This is a genomic window from Mycobacterium sp. NPDC050441 (genome assembly GCF_040655355.1).
Classification (GTDB): domain Bacteria; phylum Actinomycetota; class Actinomycetes; order Mycobacteriales; family Mycobacteriaceae; genus Mycobacterium.
In genome coordinates, this window is sequence record NZ_JBFAJS010000005.1 from 548218 (window position 1) to 573043 (window position 24826).

The window sequence follows — 24826 nt, forward strand, 5'->3', positions numbered from 1 at the left end:
GTTCAGCCCCATCAGTTCAGTCTCAGTTCGCCGGACGCTTTGACCTGGTCTGACTGATGTTTGAGCACCACGCCGAGGGTGGCGGCGATCATCTCGTCGTCGATGGTGTCCAGACCCAATGCCAGGACCGTGCGGCCCCAGTCGATCGTCTCGGCGACCGACGGCACCTTCTTGAGCTGCATACCGCGCATCACCCCGATGATCCGCACCAGCTCTCCTGCGATGTGCTCGGGCAGTTCGGGCACCCGGGACAGCAGGATGCGGCGCTCCAGATCCGGGTCGGGGAAGTCGATGTGCAGGAACAGGCAGCGACGCTTGAGCGCCTCGGAGAGCTCACGGGTGGCGTTCGAGGTGAGCAGCACGAACGGCGGCCGCTCCGCGGTGATCGTGCCGAGTTCCGGGACGGTGACCGCGAAGTCGGAGAGCACCTCCAGCAGCAGGCCCTCGATCTCGATGTCGGCCTTGTCGGTCTCGTCGATCAGCAGCACGGTCGGGTCGGTGCGCTTGATCGCGGTCAGCAGCGGACGGGTCAGCAGGAATTCCTCGCTGAACACATCCATCTTGGTCTGGTCCCAGTCGCCGCCGTTCGCGTTCTGGCCGGCCTGGATCCGCAGGATCTGTTTGGCGTGGTTCCACTCGTAGAGCGCGCGGGCCTCGTCGACACCCTCGTAGCACTGCAACCGCACGAGTTCGGAGCCCGTGGTCGCAGCCACCGCGCGGGCCAACTCGGTCTTGCCGACGCCCGCGGGCCCCTCCACGAGCAGCGGCTTGCCCAGCCGGTCGGCGAGGAAAACCGCTGTCGCGGTAGCGGTATCGGGCAGGTAGCCGGTCTCTGCCAGGCGCCGCGCGACATCGTCGATGTCGGCGAACAACGGAGCTGGGCGAGCGGGCACGCTCATGTGGTCTCCTGGTCTCTATCTGGTCGGCGTCTACGCCGGGCGGGTCTGACCGTCTCCCCACACGATCCATTTGGTCGAGGTCAGTTCGGGCAGGCCCATCGGTCCGCGGGCATGCAGCTTCTGGGTGGAGATGCCGATCTCTGCGCCGAAACCGAACTGCTCTCCGTCGGTGAACGCGGTGGACGCGTTGACCATCACCGCGGCCGCGTCCACCTGTTCGGTGAACCGCTGGGCCGCAGCAAGATCTGTTGTCACGATGGCCTCGGTGTGTCCGGTGCCGTACTCGTTGATGTGGGCGATCGCGGCGTCGAGCCCGTCGACCACCGCGACGGCGATGTCCATCGACAGGAACTCGGTGTGCAGTTCCTCGTCAGTCGGGTCGGCGTGCACCGTCACCCCGGCCTCTCGCAGCGCGGCGGTGAGCCGGGGTAGCGCGGTCGCCTGCAGCGCCTTGTCCACGAGCAGGGTCTCGGCGGCATTGCAGACGCTGGGGCGCCGCGTCTTGGAGTTCAGCAGAATCTTCTCGGCCAGGTCGACGTCGGCCGACTCATGAACGTAGACATGGCAATTGCCGACACCGGTCTCGATGGTGGGGACCTGTGCGTCGCGCACCACGGCCTCGATCAGCCCGGCTCCCCCACGCGGGATCACCACGTCGACCAGGCCGCGGGCCTGGATCAGGTGGGTGACACTGGCGCGGTCGTGACTGGGCAGCAACTGCACGGCGTCGGTCGGCAACCCCACCGACTCCAGCGCCGACCGCAAGGCGGTCACCAGTGCCTGGTTGGACCGGGCGGCCGACGAACTGCCGCGCAGCAGAGCGGCGTTGCCGGATTTCAGAGTGAGACCGAACGCGTCCACCGTGACGTTGGGGCGGCCCTCGTAGACCATGCCGACCACGCCGAGCGGCACCCGCTGCTGACGCAGCTGCAGCCCGTTGGCCAGGGTGCGGCCCTGCAGCACCTCGCCGACCGGATCGGGTAACCCGGCGACCTGGCGCAGCCCGGCCGCGATGCCGTCGACCCGCTGCGGGTTGAGCGCCAGGCGATCCAGCATCGCCTCAGGGGTTCCGGCCTCGCGGGCGGCCTCGACATCGGCAGCGTTGGCAGCCAGGATCGCGTCGACGGCGGCCAGCACGCTGTCGGCAGCGGCATGAAGTGCACGGTTCTTGGTCTCGGCGCTCAGGGTGCCCAGGGTGCGAGCAGCGATGCGGGCACGACGTGCGGCCCCGTGCACCTGCTCGCGCAGGTCTGCTTCCGGCACCGCCGGCGACTGCGTCTGAACGCTCATCTAGCCAGCGTATCGGACCTGTTGACGCCCTTCGACAGGTGTCAGGCGCCCCAGGACAAGCACGCCGGGCTAGCCTTTTCGTTTATGGCCGCTGCGCGGGTTTGCGTCGTCGGGAGCATCAACGCCGACCTCACGTTCACCGTCGGCGCGCTGCCGCGCCCAGGCCAGACCGTGCTCGCGTCGTCACTCGCGTCCGCGCCCGGCGGCAAGGGCGGCAACCAGGCCGTCGCCGCCGCGCGAGCCGGCGCCGAGGTCGCACTGGTGGCCGCAGTCGGTGACGATGCCGCCGCGACAAACCTGCGGGAACACCTCCAGGCCAACGGGGTTGCGACCGATTCCCTGACGTGTGTGCCCGGTCCGAGCGGATCGGCCGCGATCCTGGTCGACGCGGTCGGTGAGAACTGCATCGTGGTGGCGCCGGGCGCCAACGCCCGGCTCGAGGTGGATTCGGCCGCGGCGCGCACGGCCATCGTCTGGAGCGAGGTCGTCCTGATCCAACTGGAGATCCCGGTGGCGACGGCGATCTCGGCAGCCCGGCTGGCGCGCGCGGCCGGGGCGGTGGTGATGCTCAACGCCTCACCGGGAGGCACCGCCGCCCATCAGCTGCTCGCCTTGTCGGAACTGGTCGACGTGGTGGTGGTGAACGAGACCGAGGCAGCCGAGTGGCATTGGCCGGTGCGACATCTGATCATCACCCGGGGCGCACGAGGGGCCAGCTACGTGGGCACCGACGAGCGCTTCGACGTGCCTGCCCCCGCGGTGCGGGCGCTGGACACCGCCGGCGCCGGTGACGTGTTCGCCGGGGTGCTGGCCGCCGGCTGGACCGCCGGCCACGAGTCGGCACTGCGGCGCGCATGCGCGGCCGGAGCGTTGGCCACCCTGGTGCGCGGGGCCGGCGACTGCGCGCCGTCGGCCTCCGACATCGACGCCGTCCTGACGCACTGAGACGGCCGAACTGAAGCCGATACCGTTGTCGTTATAGTCGCCGATATGACCCAGGGAAATACTCCGCGACCCCCCGAAGGCGACTGGCTCGGCACGCCATATCTCAAGTTCGACCGGCAGGGCCCATTCGGCGTGGTGACCCTGGACCGGCCCGAGGCCCGCAACGCGATGACCCCGGCCATGTACTTCGGCATCCGGTACGCGGTCACCCACGTCGAGGCGGACCCCGATCTGGCCGGCCTGCTGATCACCGGAACCGGAGACGTGTTCGCGCCCGGCGGTGACCTCGGCGGCGGCAACGGGGTCGACGACTGGATGAGCTTCGGTGCGGCCCTGTCGATGGATGTCACACCGTTCGAAACGCTGCGCCAATCGGCCAAGCCGGTGGTGAGCGCGGTCAACGGGTTGTGCCAGGGCGGTGGGCTGCAGATCGCGATCTGCAGTGACATGGCGGTGGTCAGCGACCGCGCCACATTCCGGGTGCCCGAGTTGTACCGCGGCATCGCCGACACCTACTACAGCCAGATGCTGGCCCGCCTGATCGGCCCGGTCCGCACCCGCGACCTGATGTTCACCGGCCGCACGCTCAGCGCGCAGGAGGCCGTCGACTGGGGCATGGTCGCCCGGGTGGTGCCACACGACGAATTGTCCGATGCCGCAACCGAAGTGCTCGCCCGGTGCTGCCGGACCGCGCCCCGGGCACGCGGAGTGGTCAAGTCCAGCCTGGACAGCTACATGGGCCTCTACGACCGGATCGGCATGAAGGCCAGCTACAGCGGCGACGAGGCCGCCGAGGGATTCCGCGCGTTCAAGGCACGACGCTCACCGGAGTGGGTCCACCCGGACCTGCGCGTCGAGGGCCGCATCTAGAAGCCGCGGCCCTCGCACGGCTAGACGCTGACCAACTGCTGCTCGGCGTCTGCCGCTGGCTGCGCATTGGCTCCGGCTCCCACGGTGGGCAGGGACACCTCGACACCGGAGATATTGATGGCGCCGAACTCGGTGAAGTTGAGGAACGGCGTGGCCGAAGTCGTGATCTGCACCGTCGCCGTGTGCCCGGGCTCCAGCGTGTAGGCCACGGCCTCCATCGGAATGGTGACGGTGTGCTCCTTGCCGTCGAGAGTGACCGGAATCGGTGTGACCACATTGCCGATCACCTGCCCGGTCTGATCGTCGACGATCTGGGCGTAGACGTGGCGGCTGGTGCCGATACCGGAGTACGTCATCGTCAACTCCGGCGCACCGACCACCTGGGTGGCAGTGCCCGACGGCGCGGTCACCTTGACGTTCACCGCGTTCGCCGCCTTGGTGCCATCCCCGAGCCCGAACGGAATCCCCGCCGCGCCCGGTCCGGAACCACCGAGAATCGGGACGATCCCCAGCAGCCCACCGCTGCCCGACGCAGTGACGGGAGCCCCGGTGAAATTCGGGTCGGTCGGCAGGAGATCGGCCGTGTAGTGGTCGCCGTTCTGGTCGATCCACTGGAACGTAGGAAGACTATCCGCCAGGCCGCCATCGACATCCTCGCCCTTGTGCTTGACGTAGGTGTCCAGCCAGCTCAGCGTCGCGGTCTGGACCATCTCGGCGCTGTCACCGGGCGGAGTCTCGCAGTTGCCGTGGCCACCGCAGAACCAGACCATCTTCACCGGCACCCCGTTGGCATCCAGGATCTGTGCGTTGTCCATGGCCTGCTGCAGCGGGAACAACACGTCGACGGTGCCCTGAATGATCAGCGTCGGCGCGGTGACCTTGTTGACCAGGGCAGTCGGGCCGCTACTGGCCAGCAAGGCCTGCTGTTCGGGGGTGAGGACGCCCAGCAGCGCACCGGTGAAGATGCCGCCGTACAGCTGGTTGTTGATGTTCGCGCCCGAGGTCACCAGGGATAGCAGCAGCAGTGCCGCATAGGACGTCTTGAACGCCTCGTTGGGGTAGAGCGAACTGTTCAGCGAGTTCCACGAGATCGTCGGGACGATCGCGTCGATCCGGTTGTCGGTGCCCGCAGCCACCCACTGGATGCCTCCGCCGTATGAAGGGCCCACCATGCCCATCCGCGGATCATTCGCGGCGTCGAGTTGCGTGCCGGACTGTTTGGCGACGTAGTCGATCATGGCCGACACGTCGCGGCCCTCGAAGAACGGATTGTCGAGTTGCAGGATCCCACCCGAGTCGTGCTCGCCGCGCGAGTCCCAGGTGACGACGTTGTAGCCCGCGTTGCGGAACGTGCCGACGCCGGTGGCGCCGCCGCTGTACGGGTTGGTGTCACCGGCGCTGGACAGGCCCGCGCCGCTGAAGATGGTCGGCGCCTCGTCCCCTTCCTGAAGGCCCGATGCCGGGAAGTAGTTCATGCTGATCTGCGTGCCGTCGAAGGACGTCACCTTGACCGTGTAGGCCACCGGGGTGCCGGCCGGTGCCAGCTCGCCGACGTCGACATTGACGTCGACCACCTCTGATTTGCCGATGAGCGGCGCCAGCAGGTCGTTCACGACCGGAACCTGATGCACGATCACCAGCACCTGCGGCACGAACGAGCCCACAATCGGAATCTGTTGCAGCGCAGCGTCAAACGCCGTGGTCTCGGCGACCAGGACGGTGAACTTCTCCGTTCCGCCGCTGTCGACGACGGTCGCGTAGGGCAGGAACGTGAAGGTGCCGTTCGCCGAGTTGAGCCGCACCTTGCCGCCTGCGCTCGGGTCTCCGATCACGGTGTAGGTGAGCGGCAGACCACCGGAACTCGTGGCCCCGGTGGTGCCGTGGATGATGCCGTCGGTGATGCCGACCGAGGGATTCGCCGTGATGCCACCGGTGGCACTGATGGAGGGTGCGACGGCCGAGGTGGAGAACTCCCGGCGCGCGGCCGCCAGCAGAACCCACCCGGCCGGCGAGTCGGCCGGCGGTGCGGTCGGCGAGTTTCCGGCCAGCGTCGTGGCGATGTCGTTGACCACGGTCGCGATCAGACCCCGCACGGGAGCCACAGCCGCAGTCGGCGAGGGTCCAGCCTTCGCCGTCGTGGTGACCACCGGGGCCGCAGCGGATTCGTCGGCCACGCCGGTGTCGATGGCCGCGATCGTGGGCTCGTCGGCGGTCACGCCCGACGTCGGCGCCTGGGCGTGTTCACGCACGGGGCGGGGCAGGTTCGGCCTGACCAACGGCAGGCCCCGCACCGGCGCTTCGGCGGGCGAGGTGGCCTTGGGCTTTTCGACCGTCGCAGAGTCCTGTCCTGCGTCGCTGCCGCCACGACGGTTCAGGTCGGCCTCGATCTTGTCCTGCGCCTCCGACAGCCGGTCGGTGATCGATTGCACGACATCGGACTTCGGTGTCGCCGAACTCACGCGGTGCCGACCGGACTCACCGAGCTTGGCTGCCCGGTCCTTGATCGCTGCACCCGCCGTCGCCTGCCGCGACGGGCGGGCGCTCTGCCGGTCGTTGGCGGGGCCCTTCTTGGCCGCCGGGGTGGACGGGGATTCCGACGATGCGTCGCTGGAGCCGGGCGAAGCCGAGGCCACCGGGGCACCCAGAACCTGCCCACCCAGAACGACGGCCGACCCGACCCCGAGCGCAACCGCCAATCCGCCTACCCGACCGACGTATTTCGCAGCACCCAACGCGACCTCCTAGACCGACGTTCGGCGATGCCGAACTGTGACCCGACGCACATTAGCGCGTCGATGTGGTCCAGAAGGTTAGCTTGTCAATTTTTTGCGTCGTCAATTGGAAGTGACCGTTGGGCGACGCAAAACTACTGCTCGGGAACGCTCCGCTCGATCTCATCGAGCCAGATCCGCGCCGACATATCCGATGGTGCCCGCCAGTCCCCACGCGGCGAGAGGGCACCGCCGTGCGACACCTTGGGGCCGTTCGGCAGCGCAGAACGCTTGAACTGTGAGAACGAGAAGAACCGCTGCGCAAAGACCTGGAGCCAGTGCCGGATCTCGCTGAGCGAATACGCCGGGCGCTTGTCCTCGGGGAACCCGGCGGGCCAGTCGCCGTGGGCCGCGTCATGCCAGGCATGCCACGCCAGAAACGCCACCTTGGACGGGCGGAACCCGTAGCGCAGCACCTGGAACAACGAAAAATCCTGCAGCGCATAGGGGCCGATCTTGGCCTCGCTGCGCTGGATCTCCTCGTCCTCACCGGTCGGCACCAACTCGGGGGTGATCTCGGTGTCCAGCACCGATTGGAGCACCCCATTAACCTCGTCCCCGAACTGATCCGATGAGATCACCCAACGGATCAGATGCTGGATCAGGGTTTTCGGCACCCCGCCGTTGACGTTGTAGTGCGACATCTGGTCGCCGACACCGTAAGTCGACCAACCCAGCGCCAGCTCCGACAGGTCACCGGTGCCGAGCACGATGCCGCCGCGCTGATTGGCCAGCCGGAACAGGTAATCGGTGCGCAGGCCGGCCTGGACGTTCTCGAACGTGACGTCGTAGACCTTCTCACCGCGACCGAACGGATGGTCCATCTCGGTGAGCATCAGCTCGGCGGTCTTCTTGATATCGATCTCGGCGAACGTCACGCCCAGGGCCCGGCTCAATCGGATCGCGTTGTTCTTGGTGTGTTCACCGGTGGCGAAGCCGGGCATCGTGAACGCGAGAATGTCACTGCGCGGGCGGTTCTCCCGATCCATCGCCCGCGCCGCCACGATCAGGGCGTGGGTGGAATCCAGGCCGCCGGACACCCCGATCACCACCTTGGGGTAGTTCAGCGCCCGCAACCGCTGTTCCAGGCCTGCGACCTGGATGTTGTAGGCCTCGTAGCAATCCTGTTGCAGCCGTGCGGGATCCGCCGGCACGAACGGGAACCGCTCGATCTCGCGCAGCAGCCCGATGTCACCCGTCGGCGGGTCGAGCTGGAACTCGACGCGACGGAACGAATCCACTTGGGCGCCATGGTGTCTGGCGTTGTCGTCGAACGTGCCCATCCGCAGCCGCTCGGAGCGCAGCAACTCCAGATCCACGTCGGCCACCGAGCGTCGTTCACCGCGCGGGAAGCGCTCGCTCTCCGCGAGCAGCAGCCCGTTCTCCCAGATCATGGTCTGGCCGTCCCAGGCCAGGTCCGTCGTCGACTCCCCCTCGCCCGCGGCGGCGTACACATAGGCGGCCAGACACCGCGAGGAGGCCGAACGGGCCAGCAGCGCACGGTCTTCGGCGCGGCCGACGGTGATCGGACTGCCGGAGAGATTGGCCAGCACCGTCGCGCCGGCCAATGCGGCCTGCGCGCTGGGCGGGACCGGCACGAACATGTCCTCACAGATCTCGACGTGCAGCACCAGCCCGGGAAGATCAGATGCCACGAACAGCAGGTCCGGCCCGAACGGCACCTCGGCACCGGCCACCCGGATGGTGCCGCGCACATCCGCGCCGGTCGCCATCTGCCTGCGCTCGTAGAACTCCCGGTACGTCGGCAGGTAGGACTTGGGAACCACACCGAGCACCGCACCGCGGTGGATGACGACCGCAGTGTTGTAGATCCGGTGCCGGTACCGCAGCGGCGCACCGATCACCAGCACCGGTGTCAACACCACCGAGGCCGCGACGATTTCGATGAGCGCCTGCTCCACCGACTCGAGCAGGGTGTCCTGCAGCAGGATGTCGTCGATCGAGTAGCCCGACAACGTCAACTCGGGGAACACCGCGACGGCCACCCCGTCGTCATGGCAGTCCTGCGCCAACCGGAGCACCGATTCGGCGTTGGCCGGCGGATCCGCCAGCGCCGTGTGTTGGGTGCAGGCGGCAACCCGCGCGAAACCGTGGTGGTAGGCGCTGTAGAAGTCCATCGCGCCCATTGTCACCCGAAAAGTGTCAAGATCGGGCCACTGGGTACCAAATGACGCATGAGCGATACCGCACTGGTGGTTGTGGACATGCTCAACAACTACCGGCATGAGGATGCCGAACTGCTGGCACCCAACGTGGCGACGATCATCGATCCGCTGGTCGGACTGATCGGGACAGCCCATGAACGCAACGATGTCGACCTCATCTACGTCAACGACAACTATGGCGATTTCACCGCACAGTTCAGTGACATCGTCGCCGCGGCACTCGCCGGAGAACGCCCGGATCTGGTGCGCCCGATCGTCCCCGCCGAGAGCTGCCCCCTGCTGACCAAGGTGCGCCACAGCGTCTTCTATGCCACCGCATTGGATTACCTGCTGGGCCGGTTGGGCACCCGGCGGGTGGTGCTGGCCGGCCAGGTCACCGAGCAGTGCATCCTCTACAGCGCACTGGATGCCTACGTGCGGCATTTCGATGTGGTGATCCCTTCCGACGCGGTGGCGCACATCGATGCCGACCTGGGCGAGGCCGCACTGGAGATGATGCGCCGCAACATGAGCGCCGAGGTGGTGGCGGCATCCGAGTGCCTGAAATGAGCGGCGGCCTATCCTGGCGGGCGTGGATGCCCCCGAACTCGTCGCCCTGCTGCAGGGACGCCGCGTCGCGGTGCTGACCGGCGCCGGGATGTCGACCGATTCAGGCATCCCCGATTACCGCGGCCCCGACTCCCCGCCGAGCAATCCGATGACGATCCGGCAGTTCACCGCCGATCCGGTGTTCCGCCAGCGGTACTGGGCCCGCAATCATGTCGGCTGGCGCCACATGGACGACACCCTGCCCAACGCCGGGCACCGCGCCCTGGCCGCGCTGGAGTCCAGCGGGGTGGTCACCGGACTGGTCACCCAGAACGTGGACCTCCTGCACAGCAAGGCCGGGAGCCGATCGGTGGTCAACCTGCACGGCACCTACGCACAGGTGATCTGCCTGGATTGTGGCGCGACGATGGCCCGGGACGAGCTGGCCGCCGCACTGGAGGCGGCCAATCCCGGCTTCCTCGAACGCGCCGAGTCGGTCGGTGGTATCGCGGTGGCACCCGACGCCGACGCCGTGGTCAGCGAGACGGACTCGTTCATCATCGTGGACTGCCCGGTCTGTGCGGGCATGCTCAAACCCGACATCGTCTACTTCGGCGAGAGCGTTCCCAAACCCCGTGTCGATCAGGCGTATTCGATGATCGACGAAGCCGAAGCACTGTTGGTCGCCGGGTCCTCGCTGACCGTGTATTCCGGCTATCGATTCGTCCGGCACGCGGCCGCGCACGACATCCCGGTGGGAATCATCAACCGCGGGCCCACCCGCGGCGACGACCTGGCCACCGTCAAGGTTGAAGCGGGCTGTTCGGAGATGCTGGCCCTGTTGGCCGGTGAGCTCAGAACGTGCACGGCATCGACCGGATAGCGTGCACGAAGTTGCCCGCCAGATAGGCCGGCTCGCCCGCGGCGATGTCGGGCAGCTGGTGCAGCAACTCACCGAAGATTGCCCGCAACTGCGTCCGGGCGACATGCGCGCCCAGGCAGAAGTGACGCCCGCCGCCACCGAACCCGAGGTGCGGGTTGGGCTTTCGGCTCAAGTCGAAAACCTCGGGCCGGTCGAACACCTCGCCATCCCGGTTGCCCGAGGAATAGAACATCACCACCTTCTCCCCCGCCACGATCTGCTGCCCACCGAGTTCGACGTCGACAGCCGCGGTGCGGCGGAAGGTCATCACCGGGGTGGCCCACCGTACGAACTCTTCCACGGCTCCACCGATGCGATCGTCGAAATCCGCCATCAGCCAGGCCCGTTGGTCGGGGTGGTCGGTGAGCGCCTTGAGCGCGTGGCTGGTGGTCTGGCGGGTGGTGTCGTTACCCGCCACCGCGAGTAGCACGAAGAACGCCGCGACCTCGGCATCGGTCAGGCGATCCCCGTCGACCTCGGCGTGCACCAGCGCGCTGATCAGATCGTTGCCGGGGTGCTCCCTGCGTTCCGCGGCAAGCGCATTCGCCACCTGATGCAGGTACATCTGATTCTGCAGCAGCACCTCCAGCGGGTTACGTCCGGCCAGATAGACCGGGTCGGCCCAGGACACCAGCGCATCGGCGGCATGCGCCACCCGCTGGCGTTCGGACTCGGGGATCCCGACCATGTCCGACAGCGTGCGGATGGGCAGTTCCTTGGCGCACTGGTCGACGAAGTCCACCCCACTGCCGACCTCTTTCAGCTCGGCGACGATCTGGCGCGCGTTCTCCTTGATCGAGGTTTCGATACGGGCCACCTGGCGGGGCGTGAATGCCGCGTGGACCAGTTTGCGGATCAGAGTGTGCCGGGGCGCGTCCATCGCCAGGAACGACTGCGAGGCCTCCAGCAGCTCTTCCGGAACGGATTCGAACAGCACTCCTTTGCCCGACAGGAATGTCTCGCTGTCGCGGCTGACCGTCACGATGTCGGCATGCCGGGTGACCGCCCAGAACCCGCGATCGTCGGGATCGTGCATGAGGGCGTCCTCGACCGGTGGGTGCCAGCTGACCGGGCGGGAGGCACGCAGCTCGGCGAAGGTGACCTCGCGGTCGGCGGCCGTGGTGGCCCAGAACACCCGCGACGACAAGTCGATCGGGTCGTAAGGGCGTACGCGGGAAGAAGGGGCCGATGTGATGGGCGACACAGTCATACTAGTGACGATAAGTCTAGACACTATGTCTAGTCAAGGTGTGACGTAAACCGATACGCTGGACCTCATGCCATCGGTAACGCGAAAACCGCAGGCCAAGCGGGAGGAACGCCGCGAGCGGATCGAACGGCAACTGCTCGACGCCACCGACCGGCTGATGGCTGACGGCACCAGCTTCACCGAACTCAGCGTGGACAAGCTGGCCACCGAGGCCGGGATCTCGCGGGCCAGGTTCTACATCTACTTCGAGGACAAGGGCCATCTGCTGCGCCGGCTAGCCACCCAGGTGTTCGGTGATCTCACCCAGGCCGCCCAGCAGTGGTGGGGCGTCGCCGGCCGGCGCGACCCCGCCGACGTCCACGCCGCCATGGCGGGCATCATCGCCAGCTATCGGCGGCACCAACCGGTGCTGATCGCACTCAATGAGATGTCGGGCTATGACCCACTCGTCGGGCAGACCTACCGCGAGCTGCTGACCGGGATCGCCGGCCGGCTCACGAGGGTGATCGAGGACGGCCAGGCCGACGGGTCGATCAGGCGTCAACTCCCCGCGGCGGCCACCGCCAGCACCTTGACCTGGATGGTCGAGCGGACCTGCCATCAGAATCTGCCGTCACATCCGAGCACCTACGACGCCGAGCTGGCCGACACGCTCACCGAAATCATCTGGGGTGCCCTGTATCTGGAGTCCCCACCCCGGTGATTTCGGCGCATCTAGCGGCGGTGGGCGCCGGTGGATGCACCCAAATCGCTAGGTGGCGACCAGATCGTCGGCGTGCACCGCGGGCCGACGCAGTTCGGCCGGCAGATCGGGCGTCGAGCGGCCGATGATCGCAGCCAGCTCCGAGGCCTCATAGGCCACCACGCCACGTGCAACGATCTCCCCGTCGAGCGCCTTCAGGTCCACCACATCGCCGCCGTGGAAGTGCCCCGTGACCTCGGTGATCCCGGCAGGCAGCAGCGAGCGCCGCTGCTTGACGACCGCGCGTACGGCACCGTCGTCGAGGGTCAGCGCCCCGTGCGACTCCGCGGCGTGGCGAACCCAGAACCGCCGCGCCGACATCCGCTCGGAACGCGGTGCGAACACGGTGCCGACCGAGGCATCGCTGAGTGCCGCACCGGCATCCGCCGCGGCGGCCAACAGCACGGGCACCCCGGCATCGGCGGCCAACAGTGCCGAGGACAGCTTGGAGGACATGCCGCCGGTGCCCAGGTGGCTGCCGCCGCCGGCCACCACCCCGTCGAGATCCCCCTGCGCGCCGACCTCAGGAATGAAGCGCGCGTTACCTTTTCGGGGATCGGAGTCATACAGACCGTCGATATCGGACAGCAGGATCAGCGCGTCGGCACCTACCAGCTGGGCCACCAGCGCCGAAAGCCGGTCGTTGTCACCGAACCTGATCTCATTGGTGGCCACCGTGTCGTTCTCGTTGACGATCGCGACCGCGTGCAGGGCACGCAACCGGTCCAGGGTGCGCTGAGCGTTGTTGTGCTGCACCCGCATCGCAATGTCTTGGGCGGTCAGCAGTACCTGCCCCACCGTGCGGTTGTAGACGGCGAAGGCCGAACTCCAGGCGTTGACCAGGGCTACCTGCCCGACGCTGGCTGCCGCCTGCTTGGTGGCCAGATCGGTGGGGCGTTTGGACAGCCCGAGCGGCTCGATTCCGGCAGCGATGGCACCCGAGGACACGATCACCAGATCAGAGCCGGCACGCATCCGGCCTTCGATGGCCTCGACCAGGACCGCGAGCCGGCCGGCGTCGAACACCCCGGACGGAGTGGTCAGCGCAGTGGTGCCGATCTTGACGACGACACTGCGTGCGGTCCGAACCGCGTCCCGATGTACCGAGGGCGCCGAGCCTGCACTCGTCACTCGTCGTCACTCCCGGGCTGGCGCCGTTCGCGCCGCGCCGCCTTACGATCAGAGGCACCGATCCGGTCGGTCTGTTCGAGCCGGATGTCGGTACCACGCCCGGTGAGCGGCATGTCCACACCGGCAGGGGTCTGGGGCTCCCAGTCGAAGGTCATATCGCCGATGGTCACGGCGCAACCGGGCTTGGCGCCCTTCTTCCACAACGCGTCCTCGACGCCCAACCGCGCCAACCGGTCACCGAGGTACCCGACGGCCTCGTCGTTGTCGAAGTTGGTCTGGGCAATCCAGCGCTCGGGACGGGTACCACGCACGATGAACCCGCCGTAACCGTCGGTCTCCACGGTGAAGCCGCTCTCGTCGACCGCGATCGGCCGGATCACCGGACGCCTGGGCACCACCTCAGGCTGCGCATCGCGATAGGCCTTCACCATCTCCCACAGCGCAAAGATCAACGGCCGCAAACCATCACGGCTTACTGTGGAGATCTCGTATACCGGCCAGCCGAACTGGGACTGCACCTCTTCACGGACGAAGTCGGCCAACTCGCGGGCGTCGGGAACATCGATCTTGTTGAGCACCACCGCACGTGGCCGCGACGCCAGGTCACCCAGGGTCGAATCACCTTGCAGCGTCGGGGTGTATGCCGCGAGTTCGGCCTCCAACGCCTCGATGTCGGAGATCGGGTCACGCCCGGGTTCCATGGTGGCGCAATCGACGACGTGCACGAGCACCGCGCAGCGCTCAAGGTGCCGCAGGAATTCCAGGCCCAGGCCGCGGCCCTCGGACGCGCCGGGGATCAGACCGGGGACGTCGGCGACGGTGAAGGTGTTCTCGCCGGCCGACACCACACCCAGGTTGGGCACCAGCGTGGTGAACGGATAGTCGGCGATCTTGGGCTTGGCCGCCGAAATGGTCGACACCAGAGATGATTTGCCCGCCGAGGGGAAGCCGATCAGGCCGACATCGGCGACGGTCTTGAGCTCGAGCGTGAGATCACGGGTCTGCCCCTTCTCACCGAGCAGGGCGAAGCCGGGTGCCTTGCGGGCCCGGGAAGCAAGTGCGGCATTACCGAGGCCACCGCGACCACCCGCCGCAGCCTCGAAGCGGGTACCGGCCCCGACCAGGTCGGCCAGCATGCGGCCGTTCTCATCGAGCACCACGGTGCCGTCCGGCACTCGGACGATCAGATCGTCGCCGGCAGCGCCGTCACGATTGCTGCCCGCACCCTGCTTACCCGAGGGCGCGACGACATGGGGATGGAAGTGGAAGTCCAGCAGGGTGTGCACCTGTGGATCCACGACAAGCACAATGCTGCCGCCGCGACCACCATTGCCGCCGTCAGGACCGCCGAGGGGTTTGAATTTCTCGCGATGCACAGACGCGCAGCCGTGGCCGCCGTTGCCTGCGCTCGCATGGATGACGACGCGGTCGACAAACCGGGGCATCAGACATCCTCTCCGTCGAATGTGAAGCTATCGCGAAAGTGCTATCGAGAACTCGCAGCAGCTTCACATTCGCGGAGAATCCTCGGAGTCTCAGGCCTCCGGGCGCGGCACGGGAACAATGTTCACGTGCTTGCGGCCACGCTTGGAGCCGAACTCCACGGAGCCGGGGCTCAGCGCGAACAGGGTGTCATCGCCGCCACGACCGACGTTCACGCCGGGGTGGAAGTGGGTGCCACGCTGGCGGACGAGGATCTCGCCGGCCTTGACGACCTGACCACCGAACCGCTTGACGCCGAGGCGCTGTGCTGCGGATTCGCGGCCGTTACGAGAGCTGGAAGCGCCCTTCTTGTGTGCCATGTCTGAGCGCCTCCTACTTGATTCCGGTGACCTTGAGCACGGTCAACTGCTGACGGTGCCCCTGCCGCTTGTGATAGCCGGTCTTGTTCTTGAACTTGTGGATGCGGATCTTGGGACCCTTGGTGTGCTCCAGCACCTCGCCGGTCACGGCGACCTTGGCCAGGTCATCGGCCTTGCTGGTGACCTTGGCGCCGTCGACCACCAGGGCGACGGGCAGTGATACCGACGCGCCGGGCTCGGTCTCGAGCTTCTCAACCTTCACCACGTCACCGACGGCAACCTTGTACTGCTTGCCGCCGGTCTTGACGATTGCGTATGTCGCCATCGTGTCCTCTGCTCTGCTGCTCTCTGCGGGCGCGCGCTACCGGTCGGTGCGTGCGCGGGTCTTGGGTGGCGGGATGCCCCGCCGTCACCGGCCTGCGACTACTGCCAGGCACTGGAGACAACTGGTCAAGGGTACTTGACCAGCGGGTAGAGGGTCAAACCGCCCTCTATTCGGGGGTGGGCGGCCCCGCGGGCCTGGCTGCGGCACGTCGACGAGTGCGGCCGCGGCTCGGTGGCACCTCCACTACCACGGGCTCCGGCGCCTGGTAGACGTCCTCCTCGGGCTCATCGGAGTCCTCGAACTCGTCGTCCTCATCATCCGAGTCGTCCTCGTCCTCGTCGTCCGAGTCATCCTCGTCGTCCGAGTCGTCGTCGAGGTCCTCGTCGTCGTCATCGAGGTCTTCATCGTCGAGGTCGATCTCGACTTCGTCCTCGTCCGATTCCTCGGCCTCGTCCGCGTCCTGGGCGTCGAACTCGCCGTCGGTAGATTCGTCGGTCACGTCCGCGTGCTCGGGCGTCACTTGCTCGTCACCCTCGCCGTCGTCAGTCTCGGCGGCGGCGTGCTCGTCGAAGTCCTCGTGGCCCTCATGACCTTCGTCGTCTTCGGGGCGACCATTGGCCGCAGCCATGGCCTTGAACATCGGGTGTTCGCCGGCCGGATGGTCGGGCACCTTGACGACGACCGGGACCTCTTCGGGCTCAGGACGGGCATTGCCCCGCTTGCCCCGTTTACTGCGGCGGCCACCGCCACCGCTGGATTCGGTCTTGCGGCCGGCGTTCGACGATGAGGCCGTGTCGACCGGGTCACCGTGCAGCACGATGCCGCGGCCGGCGCAGTGCGTGCACGTGGTCGAGAACGCCTCGATCAGACCGGTACCCAACCGCTTTCGGGTCAGCTGCACGAGGCCCAGTGAGGTCACCTCGGACACCTGATGCCTGGTGCGGTCCCGGCCCAGTGCCTCGGTCAGCCTGCGCAGCACCAGATCCCGGTTCGATTCGAGGACCATGTCGATGAAGTCGATGACCACGATGCCGCCGATGTCGCGCAACCGCAGTTGCCGCACGATCTCCTCGGCCGCTTCCAGGTTGTTGCGGGTGACGGTCTGCTCCAGATTGCCGCCGGCCCCGGTGAACTTGCCGGTGTTGACGTCGACGACGGTCATCGCCTCGGTGCGGTCGATGACCAGGGTTCCACCCGAGGGCAGCCACACCTTGCGGTCCAACGCCTTCGCCAGCTGCTCGTCGATGCGGTGCACGGCGAACACGTCGGGAGCATCCGCACCACCGGCGGGTTCGTACTTCGTGAGCCGGCCCATGAGGTCGGGCGCAACGGTGTTGACGTAGGAGTTGATCGTGCCCCAGGCCTCGTCGCCGGAGACGATCAGGCCGGAGAAGTCCTCGTTGAACAGGTCACGGATGACCTTGACCAGAACATCGGGCTCTTCGTAGAGAGCGACGGCCGCGCCGGCCTTCTTCGCGGTGACCTCGGCGGACTTGGCCTCGATCTCGGTCCAACGCTGCTGCAACCGCTCGACATCGGATCGGATGTCCTCTTCTTTGACGCCCTCCGACGCGGTGCGGATGATCACGCCGGCATCGGCAGGAACGACCTCTTTGAGGATCTCCTTGAGCCGCTGGCGTTCGGTATCGGGCAGCTTGCGGCTGATGCCGGTCGACGACGCGCCCGGCACGTAGACCAGGTAGCGGCCGGCCAGCGACACCTGTGTGGTGAGCCGGGCGCCCTTGTGTCCCACCGGATCCTTGCTGACCTGGACGACGACATAGTCGCCCGGCTTGAGGGCCTGCTCGATCTTGCGGTTCGACCCGCCGAGGCCGGCAGCCTCCCAGTTCACCTCACCGGCGTAGAGCACACCGTTGCGACCGCGGCCGATGTCGACGAAAGCGGCCTCCATCGAGGGCAGCACGTTCTGCACGATGCCGAGGTAGATGTTGCCGACCAGACTGGCGGATGCCGCCGAGGTAACAAAATGCTCGACGACGACGCCGTCTTCCAGCACGGCAATCTGCGTGTAGCGGGCACCTTCATGTGGCGGCTCGGTGCGGACCTTGTCGCGCACGATCATGGTGCGTTCGACGGCCTCGCGGCGGGCCAGGAACTCGGCCTCGCTCAGGATCGGGGGCCGACGGCGGCCGGCGTCGCGGCCATCGCGGCGGCGCTGACGCTTGGCCTCCAGGCGGGTCGATCCGCTGATCCCCTGGATCTCCGAGTCATCGCTGCTCTTGCCCGACCGCTCGGGCCGGGGCGCACGCTCGTGCACCACGGTGTTGGGCGGGTCATCGGGCGAGCTCGCGTCGTCGTTGTCACCGGAGCCGGACTTGCGCCGACGACGACGCCGACGACGACGGGTGTTTCCGTCGCCGCCCGCAGTGTCCTCGTCGTTGCTGTCGTCCGACTCATCGGAGTCGTCGTCGGAATCCTGGTCGCCGGGCTCGCCCTGATCATCGGGGTTGTCGAGGTCGGAATCCGGGCCGCCATCAGGCCCGTTCTCATCGCTCTGCTCGCCGCGGCCACGACCGCGGCCCCGACGGCCCCGACGGCGTCGACGCGCGGCGGGGCGATCCGCCTGGTCGTCGTCGGTGTCGGAGTCGGCATCGCTGCCGGCATCGCCGTCGTCGTCCTCGTCCTCGTCGTCGTCCTCGTCGTCATCGACTTCTTGGACGCGCACCGGCACGAAGCTGACGGGCTGCGGCGCGACGAACAGCGGCAGATAATCGGCCCGCTCGGAGTGGGCTTCCCGGACCATGGGGATGTTCGCGGTCTCCAGGATCAACCGCGACTCGGGCTCATCGGCCACCAGGACGGCGTCGGCCTCGGCCGCCAGCTGGGTTTCGGTCGTCGGGGCGTCAACTGGGGTCTCGACCGGAGCCGCGTCGGACTCGGTCACGGCGACGCTGACGGCCTCGACCTGGACCGGTTCTGCCTGCTCAACCGGCGCCGGTTCGACCGCGCCGAGGGCCAGTGCGTCACGGACCCGCTCGGCGTCGACCTTGTCGATCGTGGAATGCGCACTGCGCCGACGCCCATCGAACTCGGCCAGGGCGTCGAGCACCCGCCGGCTGGTGGTGCCGAGCACCCGCGCCAGCGAGTGGACTCTCAGCCGCTCGGGCAGTCCCTCCTGCTGCGGAGTCTGGGTTGATAGGTCGTCATTCTGGGCATCTTCGGCCACGAATTCTCCTCAAGCCCCCGGGCGCGTCGTAACGACGCGGCCACGCGAGGGCTTCCGCTATTGGCCCGGGACACTTTCCCCGGGCTTGTTGTGGTCTCGCTCCGGGCGGTTCGATACCGAACCCACCCGGTGCCTGGCTGAATGATGGCTGGACGGCCCGCGCCGCACCGGATTGCGGTGGTCGCGCTCGTCGAAGTCTTCATTCGGGTGTTCAGCCTCGGTTGAGGCTGGCTACCCGCACCCAGTATCCCACATCACTGACGCGGTACAGACCAGACTGCGAGAAGGTCTATCCAGCGGAGGCTTCGCCGGGGAACCACAGGGCGATCTCACGGGCCGCCGACTCCGGCGAATCCGATCCGTGCACGAGGTTGTCCTGGGTCACAAGCGCCAGGTCACCGCGGATGGTGCCGGGCACAGCCTTCTCCACCGGGTCGGTGCCACCGGCGATCTGACGGAACGCCGCGATAGCGCGCGGACCCTCCACGATCGCGGCGACGACGGGTCCGGAGGTGATGAACTCCAGCAGCGAGTCGAAGAACGGCTTGCCGTCGTGCTCCGCGTAATGCTGCTTGGCCAGCTCGATGCTGACGTTCTTCAGTTCGAGCGCCGCCAGGGTCAGACCCTTGCGCTCGATCCGGCCGAGGATCTCCCCGACCAGGTGGCGCTGCACGCCGTCGGGCTTGATCAACACAAGGGTCTGCTCAGTCACGAGCAGAGAGCGTACCGGTCGGTAACCTCGCCGCGCCATCGCGGGCCCCCCGACGGAGCCCGCACATTGACCCAGCTACGGCGCGGCTATTCGCTGGGCGGTTGCTGACCGGGCAGCAGGCCACGATCCTGCCTGCGTTTGACCTCACCCCGCAGGTACACGATCAGCACCCAGACCACGGCGAAGATCACGCCGATGAAGCCGATCGCCCCATGGATGAGCGCCCCGGCGATCACGACCAGTTGGATGCCAAGGTTCGCCCAGATGGCCCACGGTCGGCCCTGCAGCCCCGACATCAGGATCAACACGACGGTCAAGCCGACGACGAATCCGCCCGACGTCCAGGTCAGCCCTGCGCCACTGGCACCGACCACCGGCAGGGCCAGCAATACGACGATGGCTTCGAGGATCAACGTCCCCGCCATCACCCCGCGGAAGCTCTTCCAGGGGTCGGGCGGTGCCGGCTTGTCGCCGGGCGTCTGATCACTCGGGGTCTGATCGTTCATTGTGGGTCCCGTCCGAACAGGGTCCGGGCCACGCCGGCAGTCACCACCGAACCGGTGATCACCATGCCGGCCCCGGACAGGCCTTCGTCTGCGCCGCCCTCCTCGACCAGAGCGGTGGCCGTTTCGATGGCATCCGGCAGCGTCGTGGCGGTGATCACCCGATCCTGCCCGAAACGCTCCTCGGCCAGTGACGCCAACGACTCGACATCCATCGCCCTCGGTGAGCCGTTGTGGGTGACCACGATCTGGTCGAACACCGGCTCCAGCGCGGTCAGGATGCCGCCGGCATCCTTGTCCCCCATCACCGACACCACCCCGACCAGATAGCGGAAGTCGAACTCCTGCTGCAGCGTCTGCGCCAATGCCGCCGCTCCGGCCGGATTGTGTGCCGCATCGATGAAAACTGTTGGCGCACTCCGCATACGCTCCATGCGGCCGGGGCTGTGCACCGCCGCAAAGCCCGCCCGGATCGCCTCGACGTCGAGTTGGCGGTCGGCGCCCGCACCGAAGAACGCCTCGACCGCGGCCAGTGCGAGAACGGCGTTGTGGGCCTGATGTTCACCGTGCAGCGGCAGGAAGATGTCGGAGTACGTCCCGCTCAGCCCCTGCAGCTCCAGCACCTGTCCGCCGATGGCGACCTGCCTGGACAGCACTGCGAACTCCGAGTCTTCACGGGCGACGGCCGCGTCGGCGCGCACCGCCTCTTCCAGCAGTACCTCCATGGCCTCGGGAACCTGCTTGGCGATGACCGCCACCGTGTCGGTCGGCACCAGGTCATCGGGCTGCCGGGTGATGATGCCCGCCTTCTCCCCCGCGATCGCGGCGATCGTGTCACCCAGATAGTCGGTGTGGTCGATGCCGATCGGGGTGATCACCGCGACGGGGGCGTTGACGACATTGGTGGCGTCCCAGCGTCCACCCATCCCGACCTCGACGACAGCGACGTCGATGGGCACGTCGGCGAAAGCCGCGAACGCCATTGCGGTCAGGACTTCGAACTTGCTCATCTTCGGACCACCGGCGGCCTCGGACTGCTGGTCCACCAGTTCCACGAACGGTTCGATCTCGGTGTAGGCGTTGACGTATTGCGCTGGCGTGATGGGCTTTCCGTCGATCGAGATGCGCTCCACCGCGGACTGCAGGTGCGGGCTGGTGGTGCGTCCCGTGCGCCGGTGCAGTGCGGTCAGCAGCGCATCGATGATGCGCGCCACCGACGTCTTGCCGTTGGTCCCGGCGACATGGATCGACGGGTAGGCCCGCTGCGGCGAGCCCAGCAGCTCCAGCAGGGCTGCGATCCGTGCCGTGCTGGGGTCCAGCTTGGTCTCGGGCCAGCGCTGATCGAGTAGGTGCTCGACCTGCAGCAGCGCGGCGATCTCGTCTGGAGTGGGGATCGGGTCCGTCATTTCAGACCGGCCAGGCGGGCAGTGATCCGCTCGACCTCTTCCCCGGCCAACTGCTGACGGCCGCGAATCTTGTCGACGACGTTCTCGGGCGCCTTGGCCAGGAACGCCTCGTTACCCAGCTTGGCCGTCGTGGTGGCCAGTTCCTTCTGCGCGCCGGCCAGATCCTTCTCCAACCGGCGCCGCTCGGCCGCGACATCGACGGTGCCCGAGGTGTCGACCTCGACGAGCACGGTGGCCTGCGCCAGCCGCACCTCGACCGAGGCCGACGGGGTGAATCCGTCACCGGCATCGGTCAGCCAGGCCAGCGCGGTGACCGCGGGCAGTTGCTCGGTCAGGCCGGCCTCGTTGATCGCCGACAGCCGGGCCGGAACCCGCTGCCGGTCGGCCAGGCCCTGGTCGCTACGGAAGCGGCGCACCTCGGTGATCAGCTTCTGCATGTCGGTAATGTGTTGCGCCGCAACCGGATCAAGCGCTATGCCCGACGCTTCCGGCCACTGCGCAATGACGATCGACTCGCCATCGGTGAGCGTCTTCCACAGCGTTTCGGTGACGAACGGCATGACCGGATGCAGCAGCTTGAGCAGGGCGTCGAGGACCGCCGCCAGCACCGCTGTGGTGTGAGAGACCCCCTCGCCCAATTGCACCTTGGCCAGTTCCACATACCAGTCGCAGAACTCGTCCCACGCGAAGTGGTACAGCGATTCGCAGGCCCGGCTGAACTCGTAGCTGTCGAGCGCCGCATCCACCTCGGAGCGGACCTCTTCGAGGCGCCCGAGGATCCAACGGTCGGCGTCGGTCAGGTCGGCGACCTCGGGCAGCGGAGCCGGAGCCGCGCCGTTCATCAGCGCAAAACGCGTGGCGTTGAACAGCTTGGTGGCGAAGTTACGGGAGGCCCTGGCGTGGTCCTCACCGATGGACAGGTCACCGCCGGGGCTGGCGCCACGGGCCAGGGTGAAGCGCAGTGCGTCGGCACCGAACTTCTCCACCCAGTCCAGCGGATCGATGCCGTTGCCGCGCGACTTGCTCATCTTGCGGCCGAACTCGTCGCGGATCAGGCCGTGCAGGAAGACGTTCTCGAACGGCACCTGCGCGCCTCGGGCGCCATCGAACGTGATCGCCGGGTCGTCGCCGACGAAGGTGCCGAACATCATCATCCGGGCCACCCAGAAGAACAGGATGTCGTAGCCGGTGACCAGCACCGAGGTCGGATAGAACTTGGCCAGGTCGGGGGTGTGGTCGGGCCAGCCCATGGTGGAGAACGGCCACAGTGCCGAGGAGAACCAGGTGTCGAGGACGTCGGGGTCCTGCTCCCAGCCGGCCGGCGGGGTCTCATCGGGGCCGACGCACACCGTCTCGCCGTTGGGTCCGTGCCAGATCGGGATCCGGTGGCCCCACCACAGCTGCCGGGAAATGCACCAGTCGTGCATGTTGTCGACCCAGGCGAACCAGCGCGGCTCCAGGCTCGGCGGGTGAATCACGGTGTCGCCGTTGCGCACCGCATCACCGGCCGCCTTGGCCAGGCCGTCCACCTTGACCCACCACTGCAGGGACAGACGCGGCTCGATGGACTCGCCACTGCGCTCGGAGTGCCCGACGCTGTGCAGGTAGGGCCGCTTCTCGGCGACGATCCGGCCCTGCCCGGCCAGCGCTTCGCGCACCTTGACCCGAGCCTCGAACCGGTCCATGCCGTCGAATTGCGTTCCGGTGTCGGCGATCCGGCCCTTGGTATCCATGATGGTCGGCATCGGAAGCTGATGGCGCAGCCCGATCTCGAAGTCGTTGGGGTCGTGTGCGGGGGTGACTTTGACTGCGCCGGTACCGAATTCGGGGTCGACGTGGGTATCGGCGACCACGATCATCTCGTGGTCGACGAACGGGTGCGGCAGGGTCTTGCCGACCAGATCGCGGTAACGCTCGTCGTCGGGGTGCACGGCGATCGCGGTGTCACCGAGCATGGTCTCGACCCGGGTGGTCGCCACGATGATGTGGGGCTCGTCGTCGTTCATCGAGCCGTACCGGAACGAGACCAACTCGCCTTCGACGTCCTCGTATTTGACCTCGAGGTCGCTGATCGCGGTCTCCAGCACCGGTGACCAGTTGACCAACCGCTCGGCCTGGTAGATCAGACCCGCATCGAAGAGCCGCTTGAAGATGGTGCGCACCGCCCGCGACAGACCTTCGTCCATGGTGAAGCGATCACGGCTCCAGTCCACGCCGTCACCCAGGCGGCGCATCTGCCCGCCGATGGTGCCGCCGGACTCGCGCTTCCAGTCCCAGACCTTGTCGACGAACAACTCGCGACCGAAGTCTTCTTTGGTCTTGCCGTCGACGGCGAGCTGCTTTTCCACCACGGTCTGGGTGGCGATGCCGGCATGGTCCATGCCGGGCAGCCAGAGCACCTCGAAGCCCTGCATGCGCTTGCGGCGTGTGAGCGCGTCCATCAGCGTGTGGTCGAGCGCGTGGCCCATGTGCAGGCTGCCGGTCACGTTGGGCGGCGGCAAGACGATCGAGTACGGCGGCTTTTCGCTGGCCGGATCGGCGGTGAAGTATCCGGCATCCACCCAGCCCTGGTACAGCTCGGCTTCTACCGCAGCCGGATCCCAGGATTTGGGGAGGGCATCGGCACGGTTGTCAGGGGTGGGGGTCACCGAGCCATTCTAAGAAGGACGTGCCCGAATACGCGAAAGCCCCCGATGCCCGGTGCGTTCGCCGGGCGTCGGAGGCTCTCGAGCTGGTGCGTGTGGGGGCTACTTCTTACCGCCGAGCAGGCCGCCGAGGATCTCACCGATGGCATTGCCCTGGCCGCCACCGCCGCCGAGCACACTGCCGAGGATGCTGCCCAGCGGGTTGTTGGCGGCAGCGCCGCCACCGGTTGCGCCGCCCAGGATGCTCCCGAGGATGTCCCCGAGCCCGCCGCCGGAGGCCTGCGGAGCCGCTTCGGCCGGCGCGGCGTTCTTCTGAGCGAACTGCTTGCCGATGTAGGCCAGCACGATGGGCGCCAGGATCGGCAGCAGCTTCTTGATCAGATCGCCACCGCCCGCACCGGTACCCGCCAACGCCGATGCGACCTGGTTGCTGTCATTGCCACCGAAGATCTTCGAGACGATCTGGTTGCCCTCGTTGGCGTCGACCTGGTCGACACTGACTCCACCGTCGAGCAGGCCACTGGCGCCCTGCGCGGAGACCGCGGACTCGAGGTCACTCGAATCGATGTTGTCGGCTTGCACGTTCTCTGCCACACCGCCGACGAGAGCCGGAACCAGGGTCTTGATGGCGGCGTTCACCTCGCCTTCATCTGCGCCGAGCTTGCTGGCAATATCCGCTACCGGGATCTGTGCGAAAAGATCGTCGAGACCGGCCATTTTTCTATCCCACCTTCGTTGCTGGCGTACTGGAA

Annotated in this window: 20 protein-coding genes; 5 read left to right on the forward strand and 15 right to left on the reverse strand. The window is 67.3% G+C overall.

All coding sequences use genetic code 11. The features are described 5' to 3' along the window. Nucleotides 1-11: 11 nt before the first annotated feature. Together AB0I14_RS18235 and AB0I14_RS18240 are read right to left on the reverse strand one after the other, a co-directional pair. Complete coding sequence (locus AB0I14_RS18235; protein ID WP_358024215.1) at nt 12-899, reverse strand: MoxR family ATPase; 888 nt, start codon at nt 897-899, stop codon at nt 12-14. A 30-nt stretch (nt 900-929) separates the two neighbouring features. Then, on the reverse strand, nt 930-2189 hold the full coding sequence (locus AB0I14_RS18240; RefSeq protein ID WP_358024218.1) for a glutamate-5-semialdehyde dehydrogenase: 1260 nt from the start codon (nt 2187-2189) through the stop codon (nt 930-932). An 84-nt stretch (nt 2190-2273) separates the two neighbouring features. Between AB0I14_RS18240 and AB0I14_RS18245 the strand changes: the two genes are divergently transcribed. Both AB0I14_RS18245 and AB0I14_RS18250 read left to right on the forward strand, forming a co-directional pair. After that, nucleotides 2274-3134 carry a PfkB family carbohydrate kinase gene (locus AB0I14_RS18245; RefSeq protein ID WP_358024221.1) on the forward strand — a complete coding sequence of 287 codons (861 nt, stop codon included), beginning with the start codon at nt 2274-2276 and terminating at the stop codon, nt 3132-3134. A gap of 45 nt (nt 3135-3179) precedes the next feature. Then, nucleotides 3180-4004 (forward strand): enoyl-CoA hydratase/isomerase family protein, encoded by an 825-nt coding sequence (locus AB0I14_RS18250; protein WP_358024224.1) that lies wholly within the window; start codon nt 3180-3182, stop codon nt 4002-4004. A 20-nt stretch (nt 4005-4024) separates the two neighbouring features. On the opposite strand, the gene AB0I14_RS18255 is transcribed toward AB0I14_RS18250, so the two are convergent. Both AB0I14_RS18255 and AB0I14_RS18260 read right to left on the reverse strand, forming a co-directional pair. Next, the gene (locus AB0I14_RS18255; RefSeq protein WP_358024227.1) at nt 4025-6736 is read right to left on the reverse strand and encodes a CocE/NonD family hydrolase; all 2712 of its coding nucleotides are present in this window, start codon (nt 6734-6736) and stop codon (nt 4025-4027) included. A 134-nt stretch (nt 6737-6870) separates the two neighbouring features. Then, a complete protein-coding gene (locus AB0I14_RS18260; RefSeq protein WP_358024230.1) occupies nt 6871-8913 on the reverse strand; it encodes an NAD(+) synthase in 2043 nt (680 codons plus the stop codon). Between the two features lie 57 nt (nt 8914-8970). Here AB0I14_RS18260 and AB0I14_RS18265 point away from each other — a divergent pair, with 57 nt between their 5' ends. Next, nucleotides 8971-9510: an isochorismatase family cysteine hydrolase gene (locus tag AB0I14_RS18265; RefSeq protein ID WP_358024234.1), complete on the forward strand. Its 540-nt coding sequence runs from the start codon at nt 8971-8973 to the stop codon at nt 9508-9510. 22 nt (nt 9511-9532) lie between these two features. After that, nucleotides 9533-10372, forward strand: a complete 840-nt coding sequence (locus AB0I14_RS18270) for an NAD-dependent protein deacetylase (protein ID WP_358024237.1) — start codon at nt 9533-9535, stop codon at nt 10370-10372. Here the strand turns inward: AB0I14_RS18270 and AB0I14_RS18275 are convergent. Beyond that, on the reverse strand, nt 10344-11621 hold the full coding sequence (locus AB0I14_RS18275; RefSeq protein ID WP_358024240.1) for a cytochrome P450: 1278 nt from the start codon (nt 11619-11621) through the stop codon (nt 10344-10346). The genes AB0I14_RS18270 and AB0I14_RS18275 overlap by 29 nt on opposite strands. Before the next feature lie 67 nt (nt 11622-11688). On the opposite strand from AB0I14_RS18275, the gene AB0I14_RS18280 reads away from it, so the two are divergent. Beyond that, a complete protein-coding gene (locus AB0I14_RS18280) occupies nt 11689-12324 on the forward strand; it encodes a TetR/AcrR family transcriptional regulator (RefSeq protein WP_358024243.1) in 636 nt (211 codons plus the stop codon). A gap of 48 nt (nt 12325-12372) precedes the next feature. Here AB0I14_RS18280 and proB read toward each other — a convergent pair whose 3' ends face one another. The 10 genes from proB to AB0I14_RS18330 all read right to left on the reverse strand — a co-directional run bounded on the left by proB (nt 12373) and on the right by AB0I14_RS18330 (nt 24791). Continuing rightward, a complete protein-coding gene (gene proB, locus AB0I14_RS18285; protein WP_358024246.1) occupies nt 12373-13494 on the reverse strand; it encodes a glutamate 5-kinase in 1122 nt (373 codons plus the stop codon). Continuing rightward, nucleotides 13491-14939: a GTPase ObgE gene (gene obgE, locus AB0I14_RS18290; protein ID WP_358024249.1), complete on the reverse strand. Its 1449-nt coding sequence runs from the start codon at nt 14937-14939 to the stop codon at nt 13491-13493. The genes proB and obgE overlap by 4 nt, the downstream gene beginning before the upstream one ends. A 90-nt stretch (nt 14940-15029) precedes the next feature. After that, nucleotides 15030-15296, reverse strand: a complete 267-nt coding sequence (gene rpmA / locus AB0I14_RS18295; RefSeq protein ID WP_358024251.1) for a 50S ribosomal protein L27 — start codon at nt 15294-15296, stop codon at nt 15030-15032. Between the two features lie 13 nt (nt 15297-15309). After that, the gene (gene rplU, locus AB0I14_RS18300; RefSeq protein WP_135456321.1) at nt 15310-15621 is read right to left on the reverse strand and encodes a 50S ribosomal protein L21; all 312 of its coding nucleotides are present in this window, start codon (nt 15619-15621) and stop codon (nt 15310-15312) included. 166 nt (nt 15622-15787) lie between these two features. Then, nucleotides 15788-18808 carry an Rne/Rng family ribonuclease gene (locus tag AB0I14_RS18305; RefSeq protein ID WP_358024254.1) on the reverse strand — a complete coding sequence of 1007 codons (3021 nt, stop codon included), beginning with the start codon at nt 18806-18808 and terminating at the stop codon, nt 15788-15790. A 289-nt stretch (nt 18809-19097) separates the two neighbouring features. Beyond that, complete coding sequence (ndk, locus tag AB0I14_RS18310) at nt 19098-19520, reverse strand: nucleoside-diphosphate kinase (protein WP_064930728.1); 423 nt, start codon at nt 19518-19520, stop codon at nt 19098-19100. 86 nt (nt 19521-19606) lie between these two features. Further along, on the reverse strand, nt 19607-20026 hold the full coding sequence (locus AB0I14_RS18315; RefSeq protein WP_358024258.1) for a DUF4233 domain-containing protein: 420 nt from the start codon (nt 20024-20026) through the stop codon (nt 19607-19609). After that, entirely contained in the window at nt 20023-21429 is a 1407-nt protein-coding gene (locus tag AB0I14_RS18320; RefSeq protein ID WP_358024262.1) for a folylpolyglutamate synthase/dihydrofolate synthase family protein, read from the reverse strand. Before AB0I14_RS18320 ends, AB0I14_RS18315 begins: the two co-directional genes overlap by 4 nt. Next, nucleotides 21426-24077, reverse strand: coding sequence for a valine--tRNA ligase (locus tag AB0I14_RS18325; RefSeq protein WP_358024265.1), 2652 nt, complete (start codon nt 24075-24077; stop codon nt 21426-21428). The genes AB0I14_RS18320 and AB0I14_RS18325 overlap by 4 nt, the downstream gene beginning before the upstream one ends. Nucleotides 24078-24176: 99 nt before the next feature. After that, a complete protein-coding gene (locus tag AB0I14_RS18330; RefSeq protein ID WP_358024268.1) occupies nt 24177-24791 on the reverse strand; it encodes a DUF937 domain-containing protein in 615 nt (204 codons plus the stop codon). Nucleotides 24792-24826 lie beyond the last annotated feature (35 nt).